The sequence below is a fragment of the Phaeobacter sp. genome (assembly GCF_022825805.1).
Classification (GTDB): Bacteria; Pseudomonadota; Alphaproteobacteria; order Rhodobacterales; family Rhodobacteraceae; genus Phaeobacter.
The window spans coordinates 1-26,331 of the sequence record NZ_JAJDWC010000003.1 but is presented as its reverse complement, the minus strand read 5'-3'; the positions used below and the strand labels follow the sequence as shown (position 1 = coordinate 26,331).

18 protein-coding genes are annotated in these 26,331 nt (G+C 62.0%); 8 read left to right on the top strand and 10 right to left on the bottom strand.

The window, feature by feature from the left end; genetic code table 11:
• Window positions 1-119: 119 nt before the first annotated feature.
• A complete protein-coding gene (locus Q0C28_RS00225; RefSeq protein ID WP_293572637.1) occupies window positions 120-731 on the bottom strand; it encodes a CDP-alcohol phosphatidyltransferase family protein in 612 nt (203 codons plus the stop codon).
• A gap of 141 nt (window positions 732-872) precedes the next feature.
• Between Q0C28_RS00225 and Q0C28_RS00220 the strand changes: the two genes are divergently transcribed.
• From Q0C28_RS00220 to Q0C28_RS00205, 4 genes are all read left to right on the top strand, one after another.
• Window positions 873-1,862: an aldo/keto reductase gene (locus Q0C28_RS00220; protein ID WP_293572648.1), complete on the top strand. Its 990-nt coding sequence runs from the start codon at window positions 873-875 to the stop codon at window positions 1,860-1,862.
• On the top strand, window positions 1,859-3,043 hold the full coding sequence (locus tag Q0C28_RS00215; protein WP_293572636.1) for an FAD-binding oxidoreductase: 1,185 nt from the start codon (window positions 1,859-1,861) through the stop codon (window positions 3,041-3,043). The genes Q0C28_RS00220 and Q0C28_RS00215 overlap by 4 nt, the downstream gene beginning before the upstream one ends.
• Entirely contained in the window at window positions 3,043-3,732 is a 690-nt protein-coding gene (locus tag Q0C28_RS00210; RefSeq protein ID WP_293572635.1) for a DUF938 domain-containing protein, read from the top strand. The genes Q0C28_RS00215 and Q0C28_RS00210 overlap by 1 nt, the downstream gene beginning before the upstream one ends.
• 175 nt (window positions 3,733-3,907) lie before the next feature.
• Window positions 3,908-5,200: a 50S ribosomal protein L11 methyltransferase gene (locus tag Q0C28_RS00205; RefSeq protein ID WP_293572634.1), complete on the top strand. Its 1,293-nt coding sequence runs from the start codon at window positions 3,908-3,910 to the stop codon at window positions 5,198-5,200.
• Between the two features lie 112 nt (window positions 5,201-5,312).
• On the opposite strand, the gene Q0C28_RS00200 is transcribed toward Q0C28_RS00205, so the two are convergent.
• From Q0C28_RS00200 to Q0C28_RS00175, 6 genes are all read right to left on the bottom strand, one after another.
• Complete coding sequence (locus tag Q0C28_RS00200) at window positions 5,313-7,820, bottom strand: FAD-dependent oxidoreductase (protein WP_293572633.1); 2,508 nt, start codon at window positions 7,818-7,820, stop codon at window positions 5,313-5,315.
• Between the two features lie 755 nt (window positions 7,821-8,575).
• The gene (locus Q0C28_RS00195; RefSeq protein WP_293572632.1) at window positions 8,576-9,661 is read right to left on the bottom strand and encodes a VOC family protein; all 1,086 of its coding nucleotides are present in this window, start codon (window positions 9,659-9,661) and stop codon (window positions 8,576-8,578) included.
• A 188-nt stretch (window positions 9,662-9,849) separates the two neighbouring features.
• Window positions 9,850-10,455 carry a hypothetical protein gene (locus tag Q0C28_RS00190; RefSeq protein WP_293572631.1) on the bottom strand — a complete coding sequence of 202 codons (606 nt, stop codon included), beginning with the start codon at window positions 10,453-10,455 and terminating at the stop codon, window positions 9,850-9,852.
• Between the two features lie 139 nt (window positions 10,456-10,594).
• A complete protein-coding gene (locus Q0C28_RS00185) occupies window positions 10,595-11,998 on the bottom strand; it encodes an FAD-linked oxidase C-terminal domain-containing protein (RefSeq protein ID WP_293572630.1) in 1,404 nt (467 codons plus the stop codon).
• 282 nt (window positions 11,999-12,280) lie between these two features.
• Complete coding sequence (gene ggt, locus Q0C28_RS00180; RefSeq protein ID WP_293572629.1) at window positions 12,281-14,071, bottom strand: gamma-glutamyltransferase; 1,791 nt, start codon at window positions 14,069-14,071, stop codon at window positions 12,281-12,283.
• A gap of 167 nt (window positions 14,072-14,238) precedes the next feature.
• A complete protein-coding gene (locus tag Q0C28_RS00175) occupies window positions 14,239-15,225 on the bottom strand; it encodes a D-glycerate dehydrogenase (RefSeq protein ID WP_293572628.1) in 987 nt (328 codons plus the stop codon).
• A gap of 312 nt (window positions 15,226-15,537) precedes the next feature.
• Between Q0C28_RS00175 and Q0C28_RS00170 the strand changes: the two genes are divergently transcribed.
• Window positions 15,538-16,020, top strand: coding sequence for an SH3 domain-containing protein (locus Q0C28_RS00170; protein ID WP_293572647.1), 483 nt, complete (start codon window positions 15,538-15,540; stop codon window positions 16,018-16,020).
• A gap of 82 nt (window positions 16,021-16,102) precedes the next feature.
• On the opposite strand, the gene Q0C28_RS00165 is transcribed toward Q0C28_RS00170, so the two are convergent.
• A complete protein-coding gene (locus Q0C28_RS00165; protein ID WP_293572627.1) occupies window positions 16,103-18,790 on the bottom strand; it encodes an AAA family ATPase in 2,688 nt (895 codons plus the stop codon).
• Complete coding sequence (locus tag Q0C28_RS00160) at window positions 18,787-19,917, bottom strand: metallophosphoesterase (RefSeq protein ID WP_293572626.1); 1,131 nt, start codon at window positions 19,915-19,917, stop codon at window positions 18,787-18,789. Before Q0C28_RS00160 ends, Q0C28_RS00165 begins: the two co-directional genes overlap by 4 nt.
• Window positions 19,918-20,433: 516 nt before the next feature.
• Here Q0C28_RS00160 and Q0C28_RS00155 point away from each other — a divergent pair.
• Window positions 20,434-22,650, top strand: coding sequence for an NADP-dependent isocitrate dehydrogenase (locus Q0C28_RS00155; RefSeq protein WP_293572625.1), 2,217 nt, complete (start codon window positions 20,434-20,436; stop codon window positions 22,648-22,650).
• A gap of 101 nt (window positions 22,651-22,751) precedes the next feature.
• On the opposite strand, the gene Q0C28_RS00150 is transcribed toward Q0C28_RS00155, so the two are convergent.
• The gene (locus Q0C28_RS00150; RefSeq protein WP_293572624.1) at window positions 22,752-23,402 is read right to left on the bottom strand and encodes a gamma-glutamyl-gamma-aminobutyrate hydrolase family protein; all 651 of its coding nucleotides are present in this window, start codon (window positions 23,400-23,402) and stop codon (window positions 22,752-22,754) included.
• A gap of 547 nt (window positions 23,403-23,949) precedes the next feature.
• Here Q0C28_RS00150 and Q0C28_RS00145 point away from each other — a divergent pair.
• Both Q0C28_RS00145 and Q0C28_RS00140 read left to right on the top strand, forming a co-directional pair.
• The gene (locus Q0C28_RS00145; protein ID WP_293572623.1) at window positions 23,950-25,062 is read left to right on the top strand and encodes a Xaa-Pro peptidase family protein; all 1,113 of its coding nucleotides are present in this window, start codon (window positions 23,950-23,952) and stop codon (window positions 25,060-25,062) included.
• Window positions 25,063-25,440: 378 nt separating this feature from the next.
• Entirely contained in the window at window positions 25,441-26,262 is an 822-nt protein-coding gene (locus Q0C28_RS00140; protein ID WP_293572622.1) for a hypothetical protein, read from the top strand.
• Window positions 26,263-26,331: the final 69 nt, after the last annotated feature.

The window sequence follows — 26,331 nt, the reverse complement described above, 5'->3', positions numbered from 1 at the left end:
CTGCCGCTGATATCGGGGGCACTCCCATGTCCCCTCATGGGCCGGATCTCAAAGCGCGCGGTGCCCTGCCCGTCATCTTTCCAAAAATACTCAAAACACGGCGCTCGCCCCGCTGCACTTCAGCTGCGGTGAAACACCTGTAGCGCCAGCAACACGCGCGAGGTGGCTGTGACGAGGCAGAGCGCCCCAAACACCCAGGCCAGCGGGGCAAACCAGCCAGGAAGCAGGCACAGCAGCACAAAAAAGCCGATGGTCTCTGCGCCCTCCAACAGACCGCCAGTGAAATAGAGCGTTTTCACACCGCGTTCCGCGCTTTGCATCTGGTGTTTTTCCGCCAGCACCGCGTAGCCCAGAAAACTGGTGCCATTCACATAGAAGGTCAAAAGCAGAAAGGCCCCCGCCAGCCCGTTTTGCGCCGGATCCGCCAGCACAAAGCCAAAGGGCACAGCGCCGTAGAACAGGAAATCACAGGTAATATCGAGGTAGCCGCCAAAATCACTGGGCTCACTGGCGCGCGCCACAGCCCCATCCAGACCATCCGCCAGACGCGACAGCAACAGGGGCAGCAGCGCCAGACCAAATTGGCCAAACGCAATCAATACCGCCGCCAGCAACCCCAGACCAAGACCCAGAAGGGTCACCTGATTGGCGGTGATCCCGGAGCGGGCGAGCATCCGGCCCTGGGCGTTTAGAACCGGATCGATGAGCGGGCGTATCTTTTTGTCAAACATACCTGTGCCTACCCCCTGACCGGCGTCTTGACCACTCACATTTGCGCCACGGCGCAGCGCGGCACGGGTCTTTGCCTGCCTGCAACCTTGGGTGCATTTTGGGGCTTTTTCTCCCGCCGGTCCCGTGCCACGCTGCCGGGTATGAACAGCGATTTGATCAGCCTCGACGGCACCCCCGCCAGCGCTTTGGCCTTTGGCACTATGCAATTTGGCGGCCGCGCCGATGCCCAGCAATCCGCGCAGATGTTTGCCGCTTGCCGCGCTGCGGGCCTCACCCATTTTGACACGGCCTGGATCTATACCGATGGCCACAGCGAAGAGATCCTGGGCCAGCTGATCCGGGAGGAACGCGACAGCCTGCTGATCGCCACCAAAGTCGCCTACACCGGCGGTGCGGGCGCGGCCAATATCCGCAGCCAGTTGGATCAATCGCGGGCGCGGCTGGGGCAAGATATGGTCGATATCCTCTATCTCCACCGCCATGATCCCGAAACAGATCTGCGCGAGACACTGGCCTGTCTGGCCGAACTGCGCGCCGCTGGGCAGTTTCGCTATCTCGGCCTGTCGAATTTCGCCGCCTGGCAGGTGATGAAAACGATCCTGATCGGACAGGAATTTGATCTGCGCCCGACGATCCTGCAGCCGATGTATTCCCTGCTGAAACGTCAGGTCGAGGTGGAAATCCTGCCGATGTGTGCCGACCAAGGCCTGACGGTTGCGCCCTATTCGCCGCTGGGTGGCGGGTTGCTCACCGGGAAATATGCCAGCCGCCCGCTGGAAGGCGGCAACCGCGGCCGTCTGGACGAGGACCCGCGTTACCGCGAGCGCTATGGCCAGGGCTGGATGATGGAGAGCGCCACAGCCCTGGCGGAACTGGCGGCCGAACTGGGCGTCGCGCCGGCCAGCCTCGCCGTGGCCTGGGCCGCAGGCTATGGGGCATACGGGACCCAAGAGGGGGCCGGGGATGGCGGGGCGCATGTTACGCCGATCATCTCTGCCCGTTCGCTGGAGCAGCTGCGCCCATCGCTGGCGGCGTTGCAGATTGATCTGACGCCAGAGCTTTATGCCCGGATGTCGGCCCTGTCGCCGCGCCCGGCCCCGGCAACCGACCGTCTGGAAGAGCAGACATGACGCAACAGCACATAGATGTGCTGGTGATTGGCGGGGGGCTGGCTGGGCTCAGCGCCGCGGCGGCCCTGCCTGATACCATGTCAGTGCAGGTGATCGAGATGGAAACCGCCCCCGGCTATCACGCCTCGGGACGCTCTGCTGCGATGTTTGAGGCGGAGTATGGCCCTGCCCCGGTGCGGGTGCTGTCGCGCGCGAGCGAAGCCCATCACCGAAACAATGGCTATCTCAGCCCGCGTGGCATGATGCTGGTGGGCAGCCCCGCGCAGGCAGACGAGTTTGCTGCGGATTGCGCCACCCTGTCGATGACCGTGATTCCCGTGGAACAGGCGGTGCAGATGGTGCCGGATCTCGACCCAGAGAAGATCGGGTTTGCCGCCTATCACGACACCGCAGAGGATCTGGATGCGGATCGCCTGCTGCAGGATTTTGCCAAGGAGCTGCGCCGCAAGGGCGGCACCCTGCGCACCGGCGCACAGGTGACCGCGATGCGCCGACTTGGGCCAGATGAGTTGCAATCTGGCGAGTTAAAATCCGACGATTTGCAATCTGGCCAGGCTGGGGCTCATGTGGGATGGGAGGTCACGATTGCGACCCGATCCGGACAGGAACAGCTGCGCGCGACCTATGTGGTGAACGCCGCAGGTGCCTGGGCCGATGACATCGCCCGACTGGCAGGGATCGCCCCCATTGGGCTGCAACCCAAACGACGTTCGATGGCGCGGTTGCCTGCCCCGGCAGGCCATGACGTCAGGGACTGGCCGATGATCATGGGCGTGAGCGAGCGCTGGTATGCCAAACCCGACGCGGGCAAGCTGTTGGTGTCCCCCGCAGATGCAGATCCGATGCCGCCACAAGACGCCTATGCCGATGACATGGTCCTGGCCGAGGGGCTGGCGCGCTATGAGGCGGTGATGCGCACGCCGGTGACGCGGGTGGAACACAATTGGGCGGGGCTGCGCAGCTTCGTTGCCGATGGGGTGCCCGTGCTGGGCCCCGATCCCGTGGACCCATCGTTTGTCTGGTGCGCAGGCCAGGGCGGCTATGGCGTGCAATCCTCACCAGCGGCGGGACGGTTGATCGCAGCCTTGATCACGGGTCAGCCCCCCGAGATCGACGCTGCCACTGTTGCCGCGCTCAGCCCTGCCCGGCTGCATCGACCTGATTTGGAGGCCTCTGCCTGATGGTTTTGCGCTCTGTTCCCGACACGGCATCCGTTGCGGCCCCGGCTGCGGCGGACGAGCCTGACAAGCTGTTTTCGCCTTCTGCCGCGCGCAATCTGGCGCCGATTGCCGATGTGATCGCCAGCATTGCCCCGCCCGCAGGCGACCCCCGCCCCATCGCGCTGGAAATTGCCAGTGGCACCGGGCAGCATATCGTAGGCTTTGCCGCGCGCTGCCCACATCTGCGCTGGCAGCCCAGCGAAATCGACCCCCGGCGCCGGGCCAGCATTGATGCCTTCGCCGCAGAGAGCACATTTGACATCGCCCCTGCCCTGCATCTGGATGCGACCGATCCCACCTGGCCCGCTGATTTTGGCCGCTATGATCTGATCACCCTGTGCAACCTTCTGCATTTGATCAGCGCAGCAGAGGCCGAGATGGTGATCCGCAATGCCGCGGCCCATCTCGCACCGCAGGGCCGGTTCATGATCTATGGGCCTTTCATGCGCGACGGGCAGCTGACATCAGAGGGGGATCAGACGTTCCACAATGCGCTGGTCGCCCATGATCCGGAGGTTGGCTACAAGGATGTCAGCACTGTCGCCGATTGGCTGACGCAGCACGGTCTGCAGCTGGAACAGACGCTGGAACTGCCTGCCAACAATCTGGCGCTGGTCGCCGTCGCACCCGCGGCTGGCCAGGGAGACTGAGCGCCAGGCCATGAGCAGCGGGCCATGCGCACCGGGCCATGAGCGCCGGGAAATGACCGCTGCATGCTGCGGCAAAAATCTTTGTGCGCAGACCGCATCCTTTTACCGAAAATTAGAAGCATCCCTTCGATAGTTCCCTCAACGCATTTGCCTCAAATGAAGGGAAAATTGAAAGTTGCTTGAGACCCAATCGCCTGTCACCGATGCCACCAACGCCCTGATCGCCGGGGCCACACCGCCGAGCGAAACAGCCGATCAGCTGGTGGCGCGCGCGAAATCCGCCTCTCTCGCTGATGGCGGGCTGCAGACCTCCGAGCTGTTGGAGGCGGCGCTGGCACAGGATCCGCTCCACCACGAAGCGCAGATCCTGCGGGAACGGCTCTATCAGACCTTTGTGCCGCGCTGGCATTTTCCGATGCTCGCCGATCAGGCCCGCAATGAGGCCTATGCCGCCGCCATCGCGGCCAAGGTCCGTCCCGGTGACATCGTGCTGGACATCGGCTGTGGTGCCGGGCTGACCGCCATGCTGGCGGCGCGGGCCGGAGCGCGCCATGTTTATACCTGCGAGCAACAGCCGCTGATTGCGCAGGCCGCGCGACAGGTGATCGCCGACAACGGGCTGAGTGACCGGATCACAGTGATCAACAAGTGGTCGCATGACATCGTGCTGGGCCAGGATATGCCCGGACCCGCCGATGTGGTGATTTCCGAAATCGTTGACACCGTGCTGTTGGGCGAAGGGGCGTTGGCCACATTGACCCATGCGATGGCCGCTCTGGCAAAACCTGCGGCCCGCGCAATCCCCGAATCCGGGCGCCTGCTGGCCCAGCCGATTGAGGCCCCGCATCTGGCGCAACAATGGCAGCCCCCCGTGGCCGAAGGGTTTGATCTGCGGGCCTTCCACCGCTTTGCCAATGTGGCGCAGCTGACGCCCGGCGAGTTCGAGGCCAGCCCGCCGCGCTCTCTGGGACTGGGGCAGCCCTTGTTCACCTTCGACTTCACCCGCCCCAGCATTGAGCCTGCGGCCAAGGCCGCCACATTGACCTGCAACATGCCGGGCACGGCCCATGCGGTTCTGGTGACCTTTGACATGCAGCTGGCACCGGGCATTTCGGTCAACAATTCCATCGCCTCGGATGGGCATTGGGGGCGGACGGCCTTTTTGCTGGACAGCCCCCGCAGGGTCACACCGGGCGCAGAGCTTGCGGTTCTGGCGCAGCATGATGCCGCAGAACTGAGCCTGACCATCGCACCCGCCCCCGCAGAGACCACTGCAGAGGCAGCCCTGCCAGCACAGCCCGGACTGGCAGAACCCGGCGCGGTCTGGCTTGCGCCGCAGTGGAGCGTGCCTGCACATGAGCAGGATGCAGCGCTGTCACAGGATACGACAGAGCCACAGGATACCGCCGATTTCTGGACGCCCACGGCACCGCCGCCCCACGGCCTGCCCCCGGCCGCGGTACATTGATCGCACCGGAACCAAAGCCCCAATAAACAAAGCCCCGACCAATCTGGCCGGGGCTTTTTCATCAGGTCATTGCGGGAACATCAGCCCCCGCACTGCCAGTTGAGCCGGGTAATTATCCGTTGACGCGGATGGTTTCGTTCTTCGGATCATAGGGGCTGTCGCAGGTGACGACCGCATCCCACAGTTTGTCCTGGATCTTCACCTTCAGCTTGGTGCCTTCAACCGCATCCTCGGGACGCACATAGCCCATGCCGATCGACTTCTCGAAGGCCACGGAGTAGCCACCGGAGGTCAGACGGCCCACGCGGGTGCCATCTTCGGTGTAGAGCGCTTCGCGACCCCAGGGGTCTGCATCGCTTGGACCGTCGATCAGCAGGGTGCAGCATTTGAAGCGCACACCGGTTTCGACCATTTTGTCCTTGCCGTTGAAGTCTTTCTCCAGATCGACAAAGCGTGGCAGATCCGCCTCGAGCGGGGTGGCGTCACGGCCCAGTTCGTTGCCGAAGGCACGGTAGGATTTTTCCTGACGCAGCCAGTTCTGAGCCCGCGCACCGACCAGCTTCATACCGTGCTTTTCGCCCGCTTTTTCGAGCAGATCGAACAGGTAGTTCTGCATCTCGATCGGGTGGTGCAGCTCCCAGCCCAGCTCACCGGTGTAGGCCACGCGGATCGCATTGACCGGGCACATCCCCAGTTCGATCTGACGGGCCGACAGCCAGGGGAACCGCTTGTTGGACAGCGCGGTTTCCGGATCGGCATCCACGATCACCTCTTTCAGCACATCGCGGGATTTTGGTCCTGCGATGGCGAACACGCCCCATTGGGTGGTGACGTCCTGGATTTCGATGTAGCCGAACTCTTCCATCTTGTCCTCAGCCGCCTTGCGCAGGAAGTCGGCGTCATATTCGGACCAGGCACCGGCGGAGACCAGATAGTAGTTGTTCTCGCCGTTGCGCACGATGGTGTATTCGGTGCGGGTGGTGCCAAAAGCGGTCAGAGCGTAGGTCAGGTTGATGCGACCAACCTTCGGCAGCTTGTTGCAGGTGAACCAGTCGAGGAACTGGGTGGCACCGGGGCCTTTGACGACATGTTTGGTGAAGGCGGTTGCGTCGATGAGGCCAACACCTTCGCGGATCGACTTGGCCTCTTCGACGGCATACTGCCACCATTTGCCGCGACGGAACGACCGGCTCTCTTCGTCGAAGTTTTCAGCCGCATCCAGCGGACCGTAGTAGTTGGGACGCTCCCAGCCGTTGACCCAACCGAACTGGGCACCGCGGGCTTTTTGGCGATCAAACGCTGGCGCTGTGCGCAGCGGACGGGCGGCAGGGCGCTCTTCGTCGGGGTGGTGCAGAATGTAGACGTGGTCGTAGCACTCTTCGTTCTTGCGCGCCGCGAACTCGGTGGTCATCCAGTTGGAGGAATACCGTTTCGGGTCCAGCGAGGCCATGTCGATCTCGGCTTCGCCGTCGACCATCATCTGTGCCAGATAGTAGCCGGTGCCACCCGCAGCGGTGATGCCGAAGGAGAAGCCTTCCGCCAGCCACATGTTGCGCAGGCCCGGTGCAGGACCAACCAGCGGGTTGCCATCAGGCGTGTAGCAGATCGGGCCGTTGAAATCATCCTTCAGACCGCTTTCCTCACAGGACGGCATCCGGTGGATCATCGCCATGTACTGGTCTTCGATCCGCTCCAGATCGAGCGGGAAGAGATCGGCACGGAAGCTGTCTGGCACGCCATGTTCAAAGCAGGCCGGTGCGTTTTTCTCATAGACGCCCAGGATCCAGCCGCCGCGCTCTTCGCGCACATAGGATTGCGCATCGGCGTCACGGATAACGGGGTGCTCGGGGTTGCCCTCTTCGCGCCATTTCTGCAGGCTTGGGTCCACATCGGTGACGATGAACTGGTGTTCCACCGGAATGGCCGGGATCTTGATGCCCAGTTTCTTCGCGGTGCGCTGTGCGTGGTTGCCCGAAGCGGTGACGACGTGCTCGGCAGTGATCACGACTTTCTCGTCGCTTTCCACCAGGTTGCCACCTTTTTCGACCATCTGCGTGCAGGTGACTTCCCAATGGGTGCCGGTCCAGTGGTATTCGTCGGCCTGCAGTTTGCGCACGATTTCGACACCGCGCTGACGCGCACCTTTGGCCATCGCCTGGGTCACGTCGGCTGGATTGATGTAGCCATCTTCGGTGTGATAGATCGCGCCCTTCAGATCCTCGGTGTTGATCAGCGGCCAGCGGGCCTTGATCTCATCTGGGGTGAGCCATTCGTATTTGACGCCACAGGTTTCCGCTGTGGAGGCGTAGAGCATATATTCATCCATACGCTCCTGGGTCTGCGCCATGCGCAGGTTGCCCACCACCGCAAAACCAGCGTTCAGGCCGGTTTCTTCTTCCAAAGTCTTGTAGAAGTCGACGGAGTATTGGTGGATGTGGGTGGTCGCATAGGACATGTTGAACAGCGGCAGCAGGCCGGCCGCGTGCCAGGTGGAGCCGGATGTCAGCTCGTCCCGTTCAATCAGCATCACATCGTCCCATCCCGCCTTGGCCAGGTGATAGGCAATGGATGTTCCGACGGCACCGCCGCCGACGACCAATGCTTTGACTTGGGTTTTCATGGGCCCACTCTCCCGAAATGATGACTCGTTGCCCGGTGTTATGCCTTGGCTGGCGATTTTGCTCCAAAGCCATCCGACCCAAAACATGACAAAACCGACCTAGGGCGTGCCTGATTGTCGGTTTCTGGACCCATTTGGCGGATTCTCTGATCCGTGGGCCGTATTTCGCCTTTGTTTGAAGCGGGATGAGCCTGCTGGGGGATTCCCCGGTTGGCGGACCAGTTGGTTCGGCTGATCGCGCGGGCCAACATGGCAGGCAGTTGCACAGGCCGTGGCGCAGGCAGTTGCACAGACAGTGGCACAGGCATGACACGAACAGTGGCCCAGCGCCACGGCAGAGCCATGGGCCCTGTGGCCTCTGGGAGGACAGGTCACCGGGTTTGGTTAACTGGGTTTGGTCAACTGGTATGCGGTTCAGTGGGATCCGATACGCCAGGACCACTTTGGTCGTTTGGGGTAGTCTGGGCAATCAGCCCTGCGCGGCAGGGATAAAGAGCAAAATGGCGGCCGCCAGAAGCGGATTTGGCCGACCCGATCCGGGCCGTACGCTGAACGTCGGTTGATGCGTGCCCGTGCCAATGGGCCCGTTTCCTGTGGCCGGGGGTGCCAAACCCCGACCCGTGATCATGATCAGCCACCACTATGGCAGATAAATCTGAGCGATCCCCAAAGCGTGCGTACGCTGCCCTGCAACACCCTGCAAATATAGCGCTGGTTAGGCTGGCCTTTGCGCTCTGTGCGTCCTGCGCGCCCGGCTAATGCGCCGCCAGCAAAGGCAGCAGCGATTGGCCAATCATCCAGAGGCTCAGACCGATCCAAGTGGCAGATAAGCCCCAGAACAGGATCGGATTGCGATGGCGGTCCACCGGGTCGATGAAATCCGCACGCCCCGCACGCAGGGCGGACCAGCTCCACATCAAAAACAAAAGCCCCCAGAACAACGGCAGGTCAAAAACCACCGCCAGCCAGATGCACAGCAAGCCAAGGGCAGCGCGCCATGGAACAGACCCCGTTGCGGATGCCCCCGTTGCGTTTGCGCCTGCGCTGCCACCGCCGGTTTGCGCAGGTCGATTGGGCCGCGCCGCCGCACCCGCATCAGCCTGCACCATGAAGGTCGCCCCCTGCTCGTCCGCGACCATCAAGCGGCCATCGGCGAGATCCACAGTCACCTCGCCCTGCTGCGCCGCCACGATCTGCTGGCTCAGCCCCAGGGAGGGCACGGCAAAACACGGCATCCAGTACCGGAACTTGCCGCGGATGTCTTCGGGCACCTCTTCGGCCTGGGCCACAAGACTGCCGTCAGGGTGACGGATGTCATAGACGGGCCACGGGCTGTTGCTGATCTTGTCGAACCGCCAGCCAAAGAGATCGCCATAAAAGCCAGATATTTGCGCAATATCCGGCAGATGATGATAGCGCCGCAACACATCACCCAGTTGAACTGCCTCCCCCTGAATCATGCCTGTTGGCGGGCGTAGACCCGGACCTTCGACCATGGTGAACCCCGCGCCTGCCGGATCACGCACCAGGGCGATCCGTGTTTGCGCGTCAAACGCTTGCGGCTCGATCTCGATGATGACCCCATCATGGGCGCGGGCAATGGCAACGCTGGCGTCGAGGTCTGCCACTTCGACATAGGACATCCAAAACGACGGCATGTTGATCTTCACCAAAGCCGCTGGCATCGGGAAGATCGCCGCCCGCGGCTGATCAGCGGAGACGGCAAAATCATAGTCGTCCGCCCCGCCGAAGGACCAATCAAACAGCGCGCTGTAAAACCGCCGGGCCTGGGGCAGATCAAAGGTGGACAGATCCGTCCAGATAAAATGTCCAACTGCCATGGTGGTGCCTCCGTGTCTTGGTGTTGAGGCAGAGCTAAGCACGTCCCTTGCGCGAGGAAAGAGACAATTCTTGCGATCCTTCGGACCGCTGGGGTGTTTGGTGACCTATGCGGGGTTTGGTGTGGGCTGGGTCATGCCCCACGCAGCCGCGCGGCGCCAGTGTAACCGCCGCTATGACGCAGCAGACCTCAATCGCACATCAGCGATCCGGCCCGGCGGACACAGATTTTGCCAGCACCCGTCACGGTGCGCCCCACGAAGGCTTCGCCCCCACGGCGCACGGTCACCGCAGCTGGGCGAGGCTGCGCATTGAGGCCTGGTTGCGCACTCAGGCCTGGTTGCGCATTGGGGCCAAGGTCTGCGCCCGTCTCTGGGTCAATCTCTGCACCCAATGTGGTCGGTCCCTCGGCGTCCAGAAGCGCACCAACGGTTCCGAACAAATCGCTTCCGGGCAGATTGCGCGACACGCCGCTGGCCACACCGTTCACCATGCTTTGCAGCAAGGTGCCGCGGTTTTCACCCGACGCTGTTTCGATCTGTGGCAGGTGCCGGGCGATGCGGTCTTCTGCGACGGATCTGTCTGGGTTTGCTGAAACCAATCGGGGCGCCGTCGGATCCTCTGCCGCCGAGGCCTGCGCTCCACCGGTTACGCGCTGCTGCAACAAAGCGGCATAGCCCTGCAGCGACAGCCCACCCCATTCGGCTCCGCGCAGACGGAGTTGGCGGTCGTAATCCACGCCGACAAGCACCAGCCCGCAGACCAGCGCGAATCCTGTAAGTGTCTTCAGTCCCATACGAAATCTCGACACAGGCAAAACAATTAAAGATTGAATAAACCGCCATTCGGGCAATTTTGAGGCATGACCATCGCGCGCAACTCCAACGATGCTTGGCTACAAGACCTTGAACAAAGATGCGCCAAGGAACAGCCGCTTACAGCTCCAGTATCTTACCGGGGTTAAGGATATTGTCGGGGTCCAGCGCTGCCTTGATTACGGCCATATAGCGGGTGGTCTCTCCCAGCTCCTGGGTCAGATAGGGTCGTTTGCCCTGGCCGATCCCGTGTTCCCCGGTGCAGGTGCCCTCCATGGAGATCGCCAGTTCATTGAGCCAGCCGACATATTCGTCCGCCTTGGCGCGTTCCTCGGCACTATCCATATCGATCAGCAGCAGCGCGTGAAAATTCCCATCGCCCACATGGCCCACCATCGGCGCAAGCAAGCCCAGATCCTCCGCCTTGGCGCGGGCCGCACTGACGCACTCCGCCAGGCGGGAGATCGGCACGCAGACATCCGTGGAAATGCCCTTCGCACCCGGGCGCAGCTGCAGGCACGCCCAATACATGTCGTGGCGGGCCTGCCATAGCTTGGTGCGTTCCTCTGCGGTGGAGGTGGCCACCGTGTCAAAACCACCAAACTCCTCTGCGATGGCTGCGAACATGTTGCTTTGTTCGACCACACCCGCTTCGGAGCCGTGGAACTCCAGAAGCAGCAGTGGCACTTCTGGCAGGTCCAGACCCGAATAAGCATTGGCTGCGCGCACGCTGAGCTGATCCAACAGTTCGATCCGGGCGACGGGGATGCCATATTGGATCGTCGTCATCACCGCCTGGCAGGCTTCGTCGACGGTGTTGAAGGCACAGCGCGCCGAGCGGATGGCCTCCGGAATGCCTTGCAGGCGCAGGGTCAGTTCGGTGATCAGGCCCAGGGTGCCTTCGCTGCCGACCAAGAGCCGCGTCATGTCATAACCGGCTGAGGATTTCTTGGCCCGCTGAGCGGTGCGAATGATGCCGCCATCGGCCATCACCGCTTCGAGCGCCAGCACGTTGTCTTTCATCGTGCCATAGCGCACCGCATTGGTGCCGGAGGCGCGGGTCGCGGCCATGCCGCCGAGCGAGGCATTGGCACCGGGATCAATCGGGAAAAACAGCCCCTGGTCGCGCAGATAGATGTTCAGCTGTTCGCGCGTCACCCCGGGCTGCACCACCACATCGAGATCTTCGGGATGCACCGCGAGGATTTTGTCCATGCGCATCATGTCGATGCAGATGCCACCGGCGGGCGCGTTCACATGCCCCTCGAGCGAGGTACCGGTGCCAAAGGCGATGACCGGCACAGCATGTTGGGCGCAGCAGCGCATGATGTCGGCAACTTCGGCGCTGGAGGTTGGGAACACCACCGCATCCGGCGCCTGATTGTGGATCCAAGTGGTGGTGTGGCCATGCTGGTCGCGGATGGCCTGCCCGGTTTGCAGCCGATCGCCGAATTGGGCCTGCAGCGCGGCAATCACGGTTTTGATTCCAGCCTCGTTGCGCGGCAGTGTCGTGGCTTGCACCATGGTGTTGTCTCCCCAGCCAGAACCGGGCAGCAGACCCAGCCATTGGCCCGCATCCTATGCCCCAGTCGGACAGGGCAGCAATACCCAGTTGATGGTATCTGCGCGAGACAGGCTGGCCGGTCGATGGTGATACAAGGCCACGGCAGCGAGCACCGGAAACACCAAACCGCACTCACACCAAACCGCGATCAAGGTCCGTCAGAAAGAAAACGCCCACCCTCTCAGGCAGGCGTCATCTGTTTTATTGGCCACGTTTATGCGCGGTGTTTGTTCGCCCAGTTCTTATTCACCAAGTGCGATGCCTTCGCGACGCGGATCTGCTGCGCCTTTGAGACCGTCACCGATTTCGATGACATGCAGACCCGAGGTCAGATCGCGGGTGTTCACCTCGAACCCCAATGCGGCCAGCGGCTGTTCAAAGGCGGTCGCCTCGGTGCCCGCTTCCAGATCATAGGTACCAAACCGGTTGACCAGATGTGGCAGGTTCACCGCCTGCTGCACGTCCATGCCCCAATCGGCCCAGGCGATAATGGTTTTGGCCACATAGCCGATAATACGGCTGCCGCCGGGAGAGCCAACGGCCAGCGCCGGTTTGCCATCTTTCAGCACGATTGTCGGTGCCATCGACGAGCGCGGCCGTTTGCCCGGCTCCAGCCGGTTGGCAATCGGAACGCCGTCACGATGGGTGCGGAAGGAGAAATCGGTCAATTCGTTGTTGAGCAGGAACCCCGCCGCCATCACCCGCGAGCCAAAGCCGTTTTCAATGGTGGTCGTCATCGACAGCACATTGCCGTATTGATCCACGATGGAGATATGCGACGTCGACGGGAACTCGATGGATTCGTCATCGGCCAGGTTCAGCGCGTGATCAAAGGTTGGATTGCCCGGGGCCACCTCGTCCAGTGCGGTGCTGCCGGACAGCAGGGTTGCGCGTTCCGCCAGATAGGTAGGCTCAACTAGACCCTTGGTTGGCACAGGCACAAAATCGCTGTCCGCCATGTAGCGACCCCGATCCGCAAAAGCGAGGCGCGAGGCGTCGCCGATCAAGCGCCAGGCCTCGGTGCTGTCTGCGCCCAGCGCTGCAAGATCATAGCCACCGAGCGTGCCCAGGATTTGCCCCACTGTCAGCGCACCCGAGGAAGGTGGGCCCATGCCGCAGGCTTCGAAGGCGCGGTAGGTGACACAGACCGCTGGGCGTTCTTTCACCTCGTAAAGCGCCAAATCCATGGCCGACAACAGCCCTGGGTTGCCTTCAGCACCGCGCACCGCCTGGGTGATCGCTTCGGCCACCGGTCCGGTGTAGAAACCTTGCGCACCGTTTGTCGCGAGATGGCGCAGAGTTTCGGCGTAGGCGGGATTGGTCAATGTGCTGCCTTCTGCCAGTGGCGCGCCACCGGGCAGGAAATAGGCTGCTGTGTCAGGCCAGCGCGACAGGCGCTCTGCGTCGCGGGCGATCAGCCCGGCCAGGCGGGGCGAGACCGCAAAGCCACCCTCGGCCAAGGCGATGGCATCGTCAAAGAGCCCGGTCCAATTGGCGCGTCCCCATTTGCGATGCGCCGCCTCCAGCAGGGCGGGCGTGCCGGGCGTGCCGACAGAGCGGCCGCCAACCACCGCATCAAAGAATTTCATCGGTTCGCCATTTTCATCCTGAAACAGGCGTGGCGTGGCCGCCAACGGCGCGGTTTCGCGGCCATCCAGGGTCGTGACTTCGCCGGTTGCGGCATCATACCAGACCAGAAATGCGCCACCGCCCAGACCGGAGGATTGTGGTTCAACCAGGCCCAGAACGCTTTGCACCGCAACCATGGCATCCGCAGCGGTACCACCGGCCCGCAGCACCTTGGCGCCTGCATTCACCGCAAGCGGATTGGCAGCTGCCACCATCCAATTGTCCGCAGAAACCGGGCGACCGGCGGCTTTGGCTTCAAGCGCGGCAGCGACCTGCGGGCTGATCTCGGCAAAGTTCTGAGCAACTGTGGCTGCAGCCCCTTCGGGCGCGACGGCATCGGCGGCCTCCTGCGCCTGCACCGCGCCGGCAGCAATAACGCTTAATAGAAATGCTGAATAACGCATCCTGTTCTACCTTATCGTAAAATGGCACCAAAATTGGTGCCACTCAACTTAGGGGAAAGCAGGCGCGTGAACAGGAAAATCCGCAGACACGGGTGAAACCGGCGGATTTTCGACCCTGTGAACGCATCACCCCGCCGGAACATCACCCTGCCAGAGTATTGAACCTGTCAGAGCATTGAGGGCACGACCTGATCGGGCGGACGGTGACCGTCCTCGTAGGTCTTGATGTTCAGCAGGACCTTTTCGCCCATTTCCAGACGCCCTTCCCAGGTGGCGGACCCCATATGCGGCAGCAACACAACATTGTCCAACTCCCGCAGGCGGGGATTGATGTCGGTGCCGTGTTCGTAGACATCCAGCCCAGCGCCCGCGATCTCACCCGCGCGCAACATCCGGGTCAGCGCATTTTCGTCGATCACCTCACCACGGGAGGTGTTCACGATCACGGCGTCTGGTTTCATAAGCTTTAGCCGCCGCGCGTTCATCAGATGAAAGGTCGATGGCGTCGAGGGGCAGTTGATCGACATCACATCCATGCGCGCGACCATCTGATCAAGGCTTTCCCAATAGGTCGCCTCGTAGCGGTCTTCGATCTCTGGCCGCAGGCGGCGACGGTTGTGATAATGCACCTGCATTCCAAACGCAGCGGCCCGTCGGGCCACGGCCTGACCAATGCGCCCCATGCCCAGAATGCCAAGACGCCGACCAGCTAGACGCCCGCCCAGCAACGCCGTCGGCGACCAACCGTCCCACTCGCCCTTTTGCATGATCGCAAGCCCCTCGGGGATGCGGCGCACCACCGCCATGATCAGCGCCATGGCCATATCCGCAGTATCGTCGGTCAGCACACCAGGGGTGTTGGACACCAGAATGCCCCGCTGGCGGGCCGTGGCCACATCGATATGGTCCACCCCGGCGCCATAATTCGCAATCAATCGCAGCTGATCGCCTGCCTGCCCCAAAAGCCCTGCATCAATGGTATCGGTGACCGTGGGCACCAGGACATCAGCCTCTTTGACCGCCGCCGTCAGCTCTGCCCGTGTCATCGGGCGATCATCATCGCGCAGGCGCACATCGAACAATTCGCTCAACCGGGTTTCCACTGGCTCCGGCAACCGTCGCGTTACAACAACACTCAGACGTTCTCTTGCCACTGCTGGTCTCCCTCACCATTGCAATTTTTGTCCCTTTTGGCATCGTGGCTCAGGACGCGGGCGGGCACAAGAACCATCCCGCTCACCGGTCGCTCTGGATTGGGCTTTCTTTGCAGCTGCCGCTGACCCGGGCACAGACCATGGGCATCGGCACACCGTCGGTGCCTGACAAGGGGCCGCATTACAAAGACAGGCCCGAACAGCCAGAGATCCGGTTTAAACAGGCAAACAAGAGCGACAGAAAGAAACGAGCAGGCAGTGACAATTGTAACGCCCTTTTTCCGGCGGCCCATTCTGGCCGGTGTGTGTGCGATGGTGATTGCTGTGATCGCCGCGAGCCAGGCAGCGCCCGTCGCCGCCAAAGGCGCGCGGGGACAGGTCACCAACCTGCCATTGCCACGGTTTGTGTCCATGAAAGCCGCCGAAGGCAATGTGCGTCGGGGGCCGTCTTTGACCCACAAGATCGATTGGGTGTTCAAACGGCGCGGCATGCCGCTGGAAATCACCGCGGAATACGGCCATTGGCGGCGCGTGCGGGACCGTGATGGCGCAGGCGGCTGGGTGCACTATGCGCTGTTGTCCGGCGCCCGGACTGTGCTGGTCGAAGAGGACATGCTGACAGTGCATGCCCACCCGAACCCCAACGCGCCGGTCACTGCGGCGTTTGAAATGGGGGTTGTGGCCCGGCTTGGCAGCTGCGAGCGGGACTGGTGCTCGATTTCTGCAGGCGGCTACCGCGGTTGGGCGCCAAAAGGCAAACTGTGGGGCGTCAAACCGGACGAGCTGCGCGACTGAAGACCGCAGCAGCGACCGTGTTTAGGTTCGCGTTTCACAGGGAACCACTGCGCAACGCGGCAACCGCCGGTCTTTCGCAGCGCTACTCTGATGCGGCCGCGCGAATGGCCAGATGGGTGCCACCAAGGTTGCGAAAGCTCTTTTGCCGGCAAGAAAACACCAGGATCTGCAGCTCATCGGCCTGCAAGGTGAGCGCATCAAACAACGCCTCGATCCGGCTGTCATCGGTATAGGCCAAAGCGTCATCCAGGATCACCGGAATGGCCTGCCCGGATTTTGCCAACAGCCGCGCAAATGCCAGCCGCACCAGCAGCGACAGCTGTTCCTGCGTGCCACCGGACAGCTGGTCGATGCTGTCCTGCACCACACCGCGTCCCAGATGCTCCGGCAGAACACTGTCGGCGTTGACCTGCAACTCGGCCTCTGGCCAGAGCCTGCGCACCAAGGGTTTCAGCTCGTGCATCAACGGGCCAAGATACTGCGCCTGGGCTCCGGCCTGCGCCTGATCCAACGCCTGATCCAGACGCTGCAGGGTTGCAATCTCAAACCGGATGGCGGCCAGAGCGGTTTCCTGCGCCGCCCGCTGATCGCGGATTTCGGCCAGTTGTTCTTCCACCGCATGGCTGGCGTGATGTTCGATTTTGGTGTCCAGAACCGCCAGATCCTGGGTCAGCGCCTGCAATCGCTGATGCGCCGACTGCTGGATTGAGCGCGCCCGCTGTGCGGTGGCCTGCGCCTGCTCAAGGTCCGGTGCCGCAGCCCGCAATGCCGCCAGCTGTTGATCTGCCGCAGCCACAGCGGCCTGACGCGTGGGCAATTCGTTCTGCAGATCGGCCAGTTGCTGCTCTGCCGCTGCAACATCAGGGAGGCCCGCCTCCGCACGGGTCAGGTCGGCGGCGGCGGCTTCGGCTTTGGCGCGGGCGGTTTGGCCCGCGTCGCGGGCCCTGTCATATTGGCTGCGTGTGGCGAGTTGCGTGGCCTCTGCCGTGCTTTGTGCCTGTTCTGTCTGCGCCAATTGCGCCTCCAGAGCGGAGCGGTCGGGCCCAGGTCCACCACCGCTATCAGCCTCGGCGTTATCAGCCTCAACGCTATCTGCGTCACCAACATCGGGCGCAGCGGCCCCGGACATACCGCCCCCGGAGGGTGGCAGGGGCAACGCGTCGCGCTCTGCCAGCAGCGCCTCACGCCCCTTCGGGGCCAAGAGGGCAAGCGTGGTTTCGCCATCCTGCAATCGTCGCGCAGCCTGCTGCCGGTCCTGGTGAGCGGCGCGCGCAGCCTCGACACTGTCGTATCCCGCGTCGGACAGGGCTGCATTCAGTGCAGCCGCCGCACCTGGCACCGCATCAGCGTCTGCGGACCGCGCGGGTTGCAGCGTCACGGTGGCGATCCCCGGCACTTCCAACGTGGCTCGATCTGCCAGCGCCCTCTCTGCCCCATCCGCCAGCGGCACCCCGTTCAGCTGCAATTGCAGCGCAGCACCCGGATGATAGCGCACCGACAGGGTCGCTGCCGCCGCATCGCGGGACTGGCGCGCCAGGCGCAGGGTGGACGCCAGTTCGTCAAGCTGTGCCATGGTCGCCGCATCAGGCCCCTGCCCCGCCTGCTGGCGATCTGTCGTCAGCGCCGCCTGCTGCCGGTCATACTCTGTCAGTCGCTGGGTTAGTTCGCGCCGGCGCGCCGCAGCCATTCGGGCGGTTTCCCATTGCATCGCGGCGGCCACCGCTTGGCGGGCAATCGCCACATCCTGCCGGGTCTGCGTCACCGCCTGCTCTGCGGTTTGCAGCTTGTCAGCCCAGTCCTTGGCCTTGGCGTCAGCCGTCGCGAGCAGTTGCACGGTTTCGGCCACCGCTGCGCGGGCGCGGTGATGTTCGGTGAGTTGCGCAGCCAGCGTGTCAATCTGGCCTTTTTGCTGATCGGCGCGCAATTGTGCCAGCTCCAGCGCATGGGCGGCGCGATCGCAGCTCTCGCGATGCTGCTCGGCCGTGGCGAGGGCCTCTTCGGCCTCCTGCAGGCGGTGGCGGCGGGCCGCAATCTCGTCAGGGTCCTGCAAATCGGCCTGTTCACGGCGCAATCGGCTGCGTTGATCCAGCAGATCGCGCAGATCCCGCACCTGATGGTCCAATTGCATTTCCTGATCGACCAGGTCCGCCAAACGCGCCTCGGCCTCGGCCAGGCTGCCGCCTTTGCGCGCGCTGCCACGGGTGGTGATCTGGCGATCCAGATCCGCTTTCACCTGCCGCCGCAGCCGTTCCATTTGCTGCCCGCCAGTGATCGTGCCGATTTCACCGCTGAGCGAGGACATCAAATCGCGCCGCGCGCCAAGCGTGTCTTTGGCATCGGCGAAATCGGTCAACCCCTGACGCACCCACAGCATGGCGGCGGGACCGTCATCTTTGGGAGCGGTGATGAGATCGCGCAGCCAGGCCTCTGCCGCGTCGGCCTGATGGATCAACGTGCCATCCTGCCAGATCTTGGCGCTGCCTTTGCCTGCGGATTTGGTAAAGGTCTTCGCCACCCGGTACTCTGCCTCATTATGCATGAGCGTAACCGAGATGTCCGGGTCACCACCGGCATGCGGCGCCAGTGCGCGAATATCCTTGTCCCAGGATTTGGCGTCTTTGAAAAACAGCGCATGCAGCGCATCAAAGATGGTGGATTTGCCCTGTTCGTTCGGCGCACTGAGCAGATTGAGCCCCGGGCTGATCCCCGCGATTTCAACCGGGTCGCTGAACCGGCGGACATTCTGCAGCCTGATCGACGTCAGCTTCATTCCGCGTCCTTTCGCACGAAGGCATAGAGCCGGTTCAAAGCCGCTGCAGCCACGGCCCGTTCTGGCTCTGCGGCGACAGTGTTCTGACTGTCGGCCAGCAGCTGCTCTGCCGCGACCCGCAAGGCGCCGCTGCGGGCGATCTGGTCCAGATCCTCGGCCCTGTGTTCGATCTGCAGGGCCGATGTATCGAGGCTGAGATGGTGAAACGCCGGGGCAACCTCTGCCGCCAGATCCATCAGGGCTGCATGCTGCGCCGCACTGACCCAACCGCGGGCCTGCAGGCGGATCAGCGTTCGGGTCCACTCGGCGCGCTCGGCAGGCAAGATCCGCTGCACCTCTGCCGCGACATCCGAAAGCGATGTCAACTCTAGCGTCAGATCACACCAATCAAACTGGCCCGTTTCGATGCGACGCACCCGTGGCGGCCGGCCTGGCGCGTCCAGTTCCACCAGCAAACAGCCCCCACGACCTGCGTGTTTGAACCGGTCGCGTTCTGGCGTGCCGCAATAGCGGCTGCGCGCATCAAGCTCGAACTCCCCATGCCAGTCGCCAAGCGCCAGATAGTCGAGCCGCGCGGTCTTGGCCCGGTCCGACGCAATGGTTTCCGCACCACTCTGGTCGCGATCAAAATCCAACACCGCTCCATGGGCCAGACCAATGCGCAGATCCCCATCGGGGCTGGGCGCCTGATCCATCCACGCGGTCCTGTCATGACCAGCAAAGCGGCGCATGCAAGGCGCAGGCAGCAGCGTGGCACCTGCCGCCATATGCACCGGCTCGGCCGATAACAGCAGATGTACGTTGGCTGATTTGTGCCGTGCCATTTCCGCCCAAAGCGGCTCTGCCGCGCCACTGTCGTGATTGCCGGGAATGATCCACCACTGCACGTCCACTACACTGGCCATGCTGGCCAGGGCCTGCCGGATCACCCGAGAGGACGGCGTTTCAGTGTCAAAAGTATCGCCTGCGACCAGCACATGGCTGACCGTTTCGCGCTGTGCGATGTTTGCAATCTGATCCAGGCTGGCCTGCCGCGCCAATTGCAGGGCGGCGCGGGTGTCTTCGTCGAACTGCCCGAACCTTTTGCCAAGGTGCAGATCAGAGCAATGAAGAAAACGCAAAGTCATATGACAGGCCGTCCTTTGAACATCACAGGAAGATCGCAGAGTGCGGCCAGGCTGGCCACACCAAGGGATTGAGTTGCAGAAGTGACAGAGCCGCCCATTGGCGTCAACGTATCCTGCGGCGGTGGCTGCGCCACACAGGCACGAGACACTGGCAACGGGACACTGGCAACGGGGCACTGAGTCGTGTGGTCTCCTGCTGCGATGTGCCTGTTATGACCATGTGAGAGCTGCCAATTGGAGCCAATCGGCACGGAAATGCGCCAAAAAACTCAAAACCGCGGCAATATGCATCCCAATATGCCGCAGCAGCCAATTGCGTCAGCGCGTCAGCTGTTTTACACGGGGGACCATACACATGGCTGCTCCCTGCGGATCTGCCAGCGTTTGTCCCACGGGATCTGCTGCGCGTTTCGTTCATGTCGCCCGACAGGGCCGGGATGCGGCCCCCCATCCATCCGGTGCGGCGCTTGACCGCTTACCCCAGTTTCCAATATCGCTGAAAAAAGGTTGTGAACTATGGCAGAAAATTCGACCCCAGACATTTTGTATACCATTGTAGACGAAGCGCCAGAACTGGCCAGCGCCTCGCTCCTGCCGATCATCCGTTCCTTCGCATCGGCGGCTGGTGTGTCTGTCGGCACCAAGGATATTTCGCTGGCGGGCCGCATCCTCGCGACCTTTGCCGATGCGCTGAGCACCGAGCAGCAGCAGAGCGACGATCTGGCGGAGCTGGGGCAACTGGTGAAAACCCCAGAAGCCAATGTAATCAAACTGCCAAACATCTCCGCCTCTGTGCCACAGCTGACCGCGGCGATTGCAGAGCTGCAGGCGCAGGGTTTTGCGGTTCCGGACTATCCGGCAGATCCGGCAACTGATGCGGAAAAAGAGATCCGCGCACGGTATGATGGCATCAAAGGGTCCGCCGTGAACCCGGTGCTGCGCGAAGGCAACTCCGACCGTCGGTCTGCCAAGGCGGTGAAGAACTTCGCCCAGAACAATCCCCATTCGATGGGCGCATGGTCTGCCGACAGCAAAACCAAAGTGTCGTCGATGCCAGGCAATGATTTCTATGCCAATGAAGTCTCTGCCACCATTTCTGCAGCCCAGGCCGGTAACGCGAAGATCGAATTCGTTGGCAAAGATGGCGCAGTCACCGTTCTGAAAGACAGCTGGCCGCTGGAAGACGGCACAGTTGCCGATGCAACCTTCATGTCGGCCAAAGCGCTGGGTGCCTTCCTTGCTGCTGCGATTGAAGACACCAAAGCAGACGGCACCATGTTCTCGCTGCACATGAAGGCCACCATGATGAAGGTCTCTGACCCGATCATCTTTGGCCACGCAGTGAAGGCATGGCTGGGCCCAGTCTGGGATCAGCACGGCGCTGCCATCGAAGCGGCTGGCGGCTCGGCAAACTCCGGTCTGGGTGCGGTTCTGGCAACCATTGACGGCATGGACAACGCCGATGCCATCAAAGCAGAGATCGCTGCACTGGACCGTCCGTCCATGTATATGGTCGACAGCGACAAAGGTATCACCAACCTGCACGTGCCATCCGATGTGATCATCGACGCCTCCATGCCTGCGGTGATCCGTGCGGGCGGCAAAGGCTGGGATGAAACCGGCGCCAAGGGCGACACCAACTGCGTGATCCCCGACCGCTGCTATTCCACCGTCTATGACGAAACCATCAACTTCTTCAAAGCCAACGGCGCGCTGGATGTGACCACTGCAGGGTCCGTTGCAAACGTTGGCCTGATGGCACAAAAGGCCGAGGAATACGGCTCCCACCCCACCACATTCGAGGCGCCTGCGGATGGCACCATCCGCATCGTGCTGGCCAACGGCGAAACGCTGCACGCCCATGAGGTCGAGGCAGGTGACATCTGGCGGTCCTGCACCGTGAAGAAGGCCCCGATCGAAAACTGGATCGAACTGGCGATGGACCGTCAGCGTCTGACCGGCTCTGAGGCGATCTTCTGGCTGGATGCAAACCGCGCCCATGACGCCGAGCTGATCAAATATGTAACCCCAGCGCTGGAAGCGGCACGCAAGGCCGACCTGTTCCAGATCCTGGCCCCGCGTGAGGCAACAGCCCAGTCGCTGAAAACCATCACCGCAGGCAAGGACAGCATCGCCATCACCGGCAACGTGCTGCGCGACTATCTGACCGACCTGTTCCCTATCTTGGAACTGGGCACCTCGGCCAAGATGTTGTCGATTGTGAAACTGATGAACGGCGGTGGTCTGTTTGAAACCGGTGCCGGTGGATCCGCGCCCAAGCACGTCCAGCAGTTGGTTGAAGAAAACCACCTGCGCTGGGACTCCATGGGTGAATTCTGCGCCCTGGGGGAATCGCTGAACTTCCTCGCCGACAGCAAGGGCAACGCCAAAGCGGGCGTTCTGGGTGCCGCCGCAGAGGCCGCAACACAGGGCATTCTGGACCACAACCGCTCCCCCTCGCGCAAAGTGGGTGAGCCCGACAACCGTGCCAGCCACTACTGGTTCGCGCGCTACTGGGCCGAAGCGCTGGCTGCTCAGGGTGATGATGCCGAATTGGCAGCACATTTTGCCCCGATCGCAGCGGATCTGGCCGCGCAGGAAGAGGCGATCCTGTCCGAACTGGCCGCTGTTCAAGGCCAGGCTGCGGATCTCGGAGGGTACTTCCACACGGATCCGGCCAAAACCGCTGCTGTCATGCGCCCCAGCAGCACATTGAACGCGATCATTGGCTGATCTTTGATCCAGCAGACAACAAAAAACGCCCGGGGCAGTCCCGGGCGTTTTGCATTTTGCGCCTGTGCTGGTGTGTTTTAGCCCCGGATTTGTCTCGCAGATCAGGCGCGTTCGCGCATCGCTATATCGGCGTCCGGATCCACGGCTGATGCAGCCCGAACAAAAGCCTGCAGGAGACGGCGCTGCGATCGCTGATGCAGGGCCAGATGCGGCGCCCAGTCCACCCCCAAACAAAAGGGATGATGCGGATCCTCAACCGCAAAAATCCGGCCACGCCAATCCTGTGCAACGCTCTGTAACCCCTCGCCGGGTGTGGCAATCGCCTGATTGTTGCGCACCCGGATCATCAGCTCCTCGACCTCGGTCAGCCGGTGCAACCCGCTATCCGCCGCGATTTTCACCGCATGACCCGATCTCTGCACCGCTGCGCGCGTCTGACTGCGCTGGCGCGGATCAACGCCATAGTGGGCAGCCGCATCGGGATGAAGCGTGCCACCGCGCGCCAGCGTCAACCATTGGCCACCGCCGTCCAGCGCCAAAACCGGCATCCGCCCCTTCGCAGCCTCTCGCAGTGCCGCAAGCCAACTGTCGGGGTCTCGGCCCGGTTCGCAGGCCCCTGCCGTGGTGTCGCCACAAACAATCAACCCGTCGACATCCTGCAGCAACGGGCCCGACTGTGCCGCAGGCATCGATCCGGCGGCAAAACCCACATGCTGCACCCGGACATGGGCACCGCATAAACGCAGGAACAAGGGCAACAGACCAAGGGGGGCACCGACAGCGGCAAGTATCTGGATGCAGGGTCTCATAGGCACCAACACCCGCGCCTGTCAGTGCAGTGGCACCCAGCGCAGGTAACTGCACCTGCCGACTTCTCACCGCGCGGGGCCCGTTGGTCGCACGCGCGCCGTGACCTGCGCCGCATTTGGTCCGGCACAGATGCAGGCAATCGCCCGTGACCAGAAACATCGCCTATTCCCAGGTCCGTTTTCATGCAGAGAACCTCCTCTACCCAACACATTTAAACAACCCATGGGTGAATAAATGGTTTCCAACTCATGAATCACAGGCTGCAGATGCCCCCGAAACCCAGCTGTGGCACGCCAGATCAACGCGCGCCCCACCAACGGGGGCAGACAGAAAAACCGCAGTCATTTCCAGACGGTTGACCTCCCGCCGCGGAGCCGCCACAAACTCTGCACCAGTCGGCGGCACATCCACAGGCTGTACCATAGATTCCAGCCAGACCCACAAGGCTCGGCCAAGGGACAAGAGACCCGCATCAGGAGGACCAAACAGATGACCGCATCCCCGAGCCCCTATGACGCCCGCCTGACCCGATTGCGCCAAAGGATGACACGGTCCCACACCGATCTGGTGGTGCTTGGCCCCTCCAGCCATATGATGTGGCTCACCGGCGTTAATCCACACGGCGACGAACGCCCGGTATTGCTGATCATCAGCCAAAGCCATGCGGGCTTCCTGATGCCGAAATTGAATGCCGATTCTGCCCGCAGCGCTACCAATCTGCCCTTCCACTGCTGGTCCGATGATGTCGGCCCCGATCAGGCGCTGTCAGATCTGCTGGCGGCCTGCGATGCCCAACGCCCCGGTCTGCAGGTGGTTTTGGATGAAACCATGCGCGCCGATTTTGCGCTGCGCCTTCTCGGCGCTCTGGACGCGCCACAGCATCGCTTCACCGACGACACGGTGGGCGCTCTGCGCGCCGTGAAAGAAGACAGCGAATATCAAAGCTTGAAAGCCGCACATCTGTTTAATGATGCGGCGGTGAAACAGGCTTTTGCCAGCCTCGAAACCGGGATGAGCGAGCGTGACGTACAGGCGATCCTGCACAGCCACTACAAAGCCAATGGGGCCAAGCCGGAATTCACCATCGTTGGCTTTGGTGCCAACGGGGCCTTCCCGCACCACCACACCGGAGACAGCACCCTGTCGCCGGGAATGGCTGTTCTGATCGACACCGGATGCCGGGTGCAGGGCTATCCCTCCGACATGACACGCTGCGGCTGGTTCGGCGCGCCGGATCCGGCCTATCTTGATGTCGCTCAGGTGGTGGAACAAGCGGTGCAAGCCGCCCTAGCCGCCGCACGCCCCGGCGCAGTCGCCGCCGATGTCGACCGTGCAGCCCGCGAGGTGATCACCGCAGCGGGCTATGGCGAGCACTTTCTGCACCGCACCGGCCATGGGCTTGGCGTTGACGTCCACGAACCCCCTTATATCACCGCAACCTCCAACGTTGTGCTGGAAGAGGGCAATGTGTTTTCCATCGAACCCGGGATCTACCTGCCCGGTCATTTCGGCGTGCGGTTGGAGGAGATCGTCATCCTGCGCCAAGACGGTGCTGAAATCCTCTCAGAGCTGTCACGCGATATCGCAATCGTTTCAGGCTGAGCCTGTGGCAGGGGGGCCTGCCAGCGATCCGTTGGTATGAGCTGCAGTCTTGGCCAGGGCCTGCGCTCCTCTCCAACCCACGTGTTTGCATAGACGCCTTTCGTCTCACCCCTGCGCCCACGTCCGAACGGCGCGCTCAAACATCTGGTCTCTAGCTGCAGGCTGCTCCATGCATTACGTATGTTGAGCAGCCCCATCGCCTTGCTTCAACCCGCCAGCGCAGATCGTGCATCGCCTTTATCGACCTGCAGTTGCAGCTGACGTTGAGGGCCGTGGACCCCTTCCCGATTGTCTAAAAATGTAGCCAAGAACAGACTATCGTTAAGGTTGAGTTCACCCCAAGAGTGCACCCTATAAGAAATGGGATAAGGTGAAAGCATGCTTGTAAATCAATCTTTAGGCCAACACACGCTGTCGCTTTTCTTGGACAAACCTCAGACAGCGCCAAATACAACTATGCGTCTGGTCGCTGATATGGCCCAAATAACGGTTCCGGAGGCTAGGCCCGTTGAAAAAACGGCCCCCAACAACAAGTCTGACGTGTCTCCGGAACAGCGCGAAATGCTGGACAGAGCAGAGCGCTACACGGACACCGCACGTCGCGCCAAATTGCAGGCAGAGTCACAAGCGCGCCATGACGCTGGCCTGAGATTTTACGCTCAATACGGGTACAAGCACCGACTGGACAAAGGCCTTATGATAGCCGATTCAATGGCCTCTCGACAGAAACCTGGCGAGGCTGCTTTTGACACCCGCCAGGACGCTCTGGGCCAACTCAGTAACCGTATGGCGTCGATCCGCACAAGCATGAGAGCACGGAACTTAACTGTGGATTTTGTGTCAGTTCCGCGGGAAGGCAACCCGCAATATGGAACAGCCTATGCTTGGAACAACTACACTCAAGAAACTGGGAAAGTTGCATTGTCGCAGCTTTCAGAACAGGAGCAGCAGATGGCTCATACAAAAAGAGCCCATGATATCGCTGTCACCAGAATGGACGTAAATGTTGCTGTTGCTGACCTGGCACGTAGCTTCGGGATTGGAAAAGAAGACGTTTTGATATGGGACGAAGATGGCGGTGTCAGCCTGGCAGATTTTGAAATCGTTTCCTCTCGGTACGGTAAGTTAGCCGAAGTAAAAGACGGACAGCTGTATGCCGCTCACGAGGACGGAAGCCTGCTACCGTTTTATGAGCGATGATCTCGGTCGCTATCTGATCGGAAAGCGCCCGCGTTGGGGCGGGGCTTTCTAAACTCCCACAATGTTTCC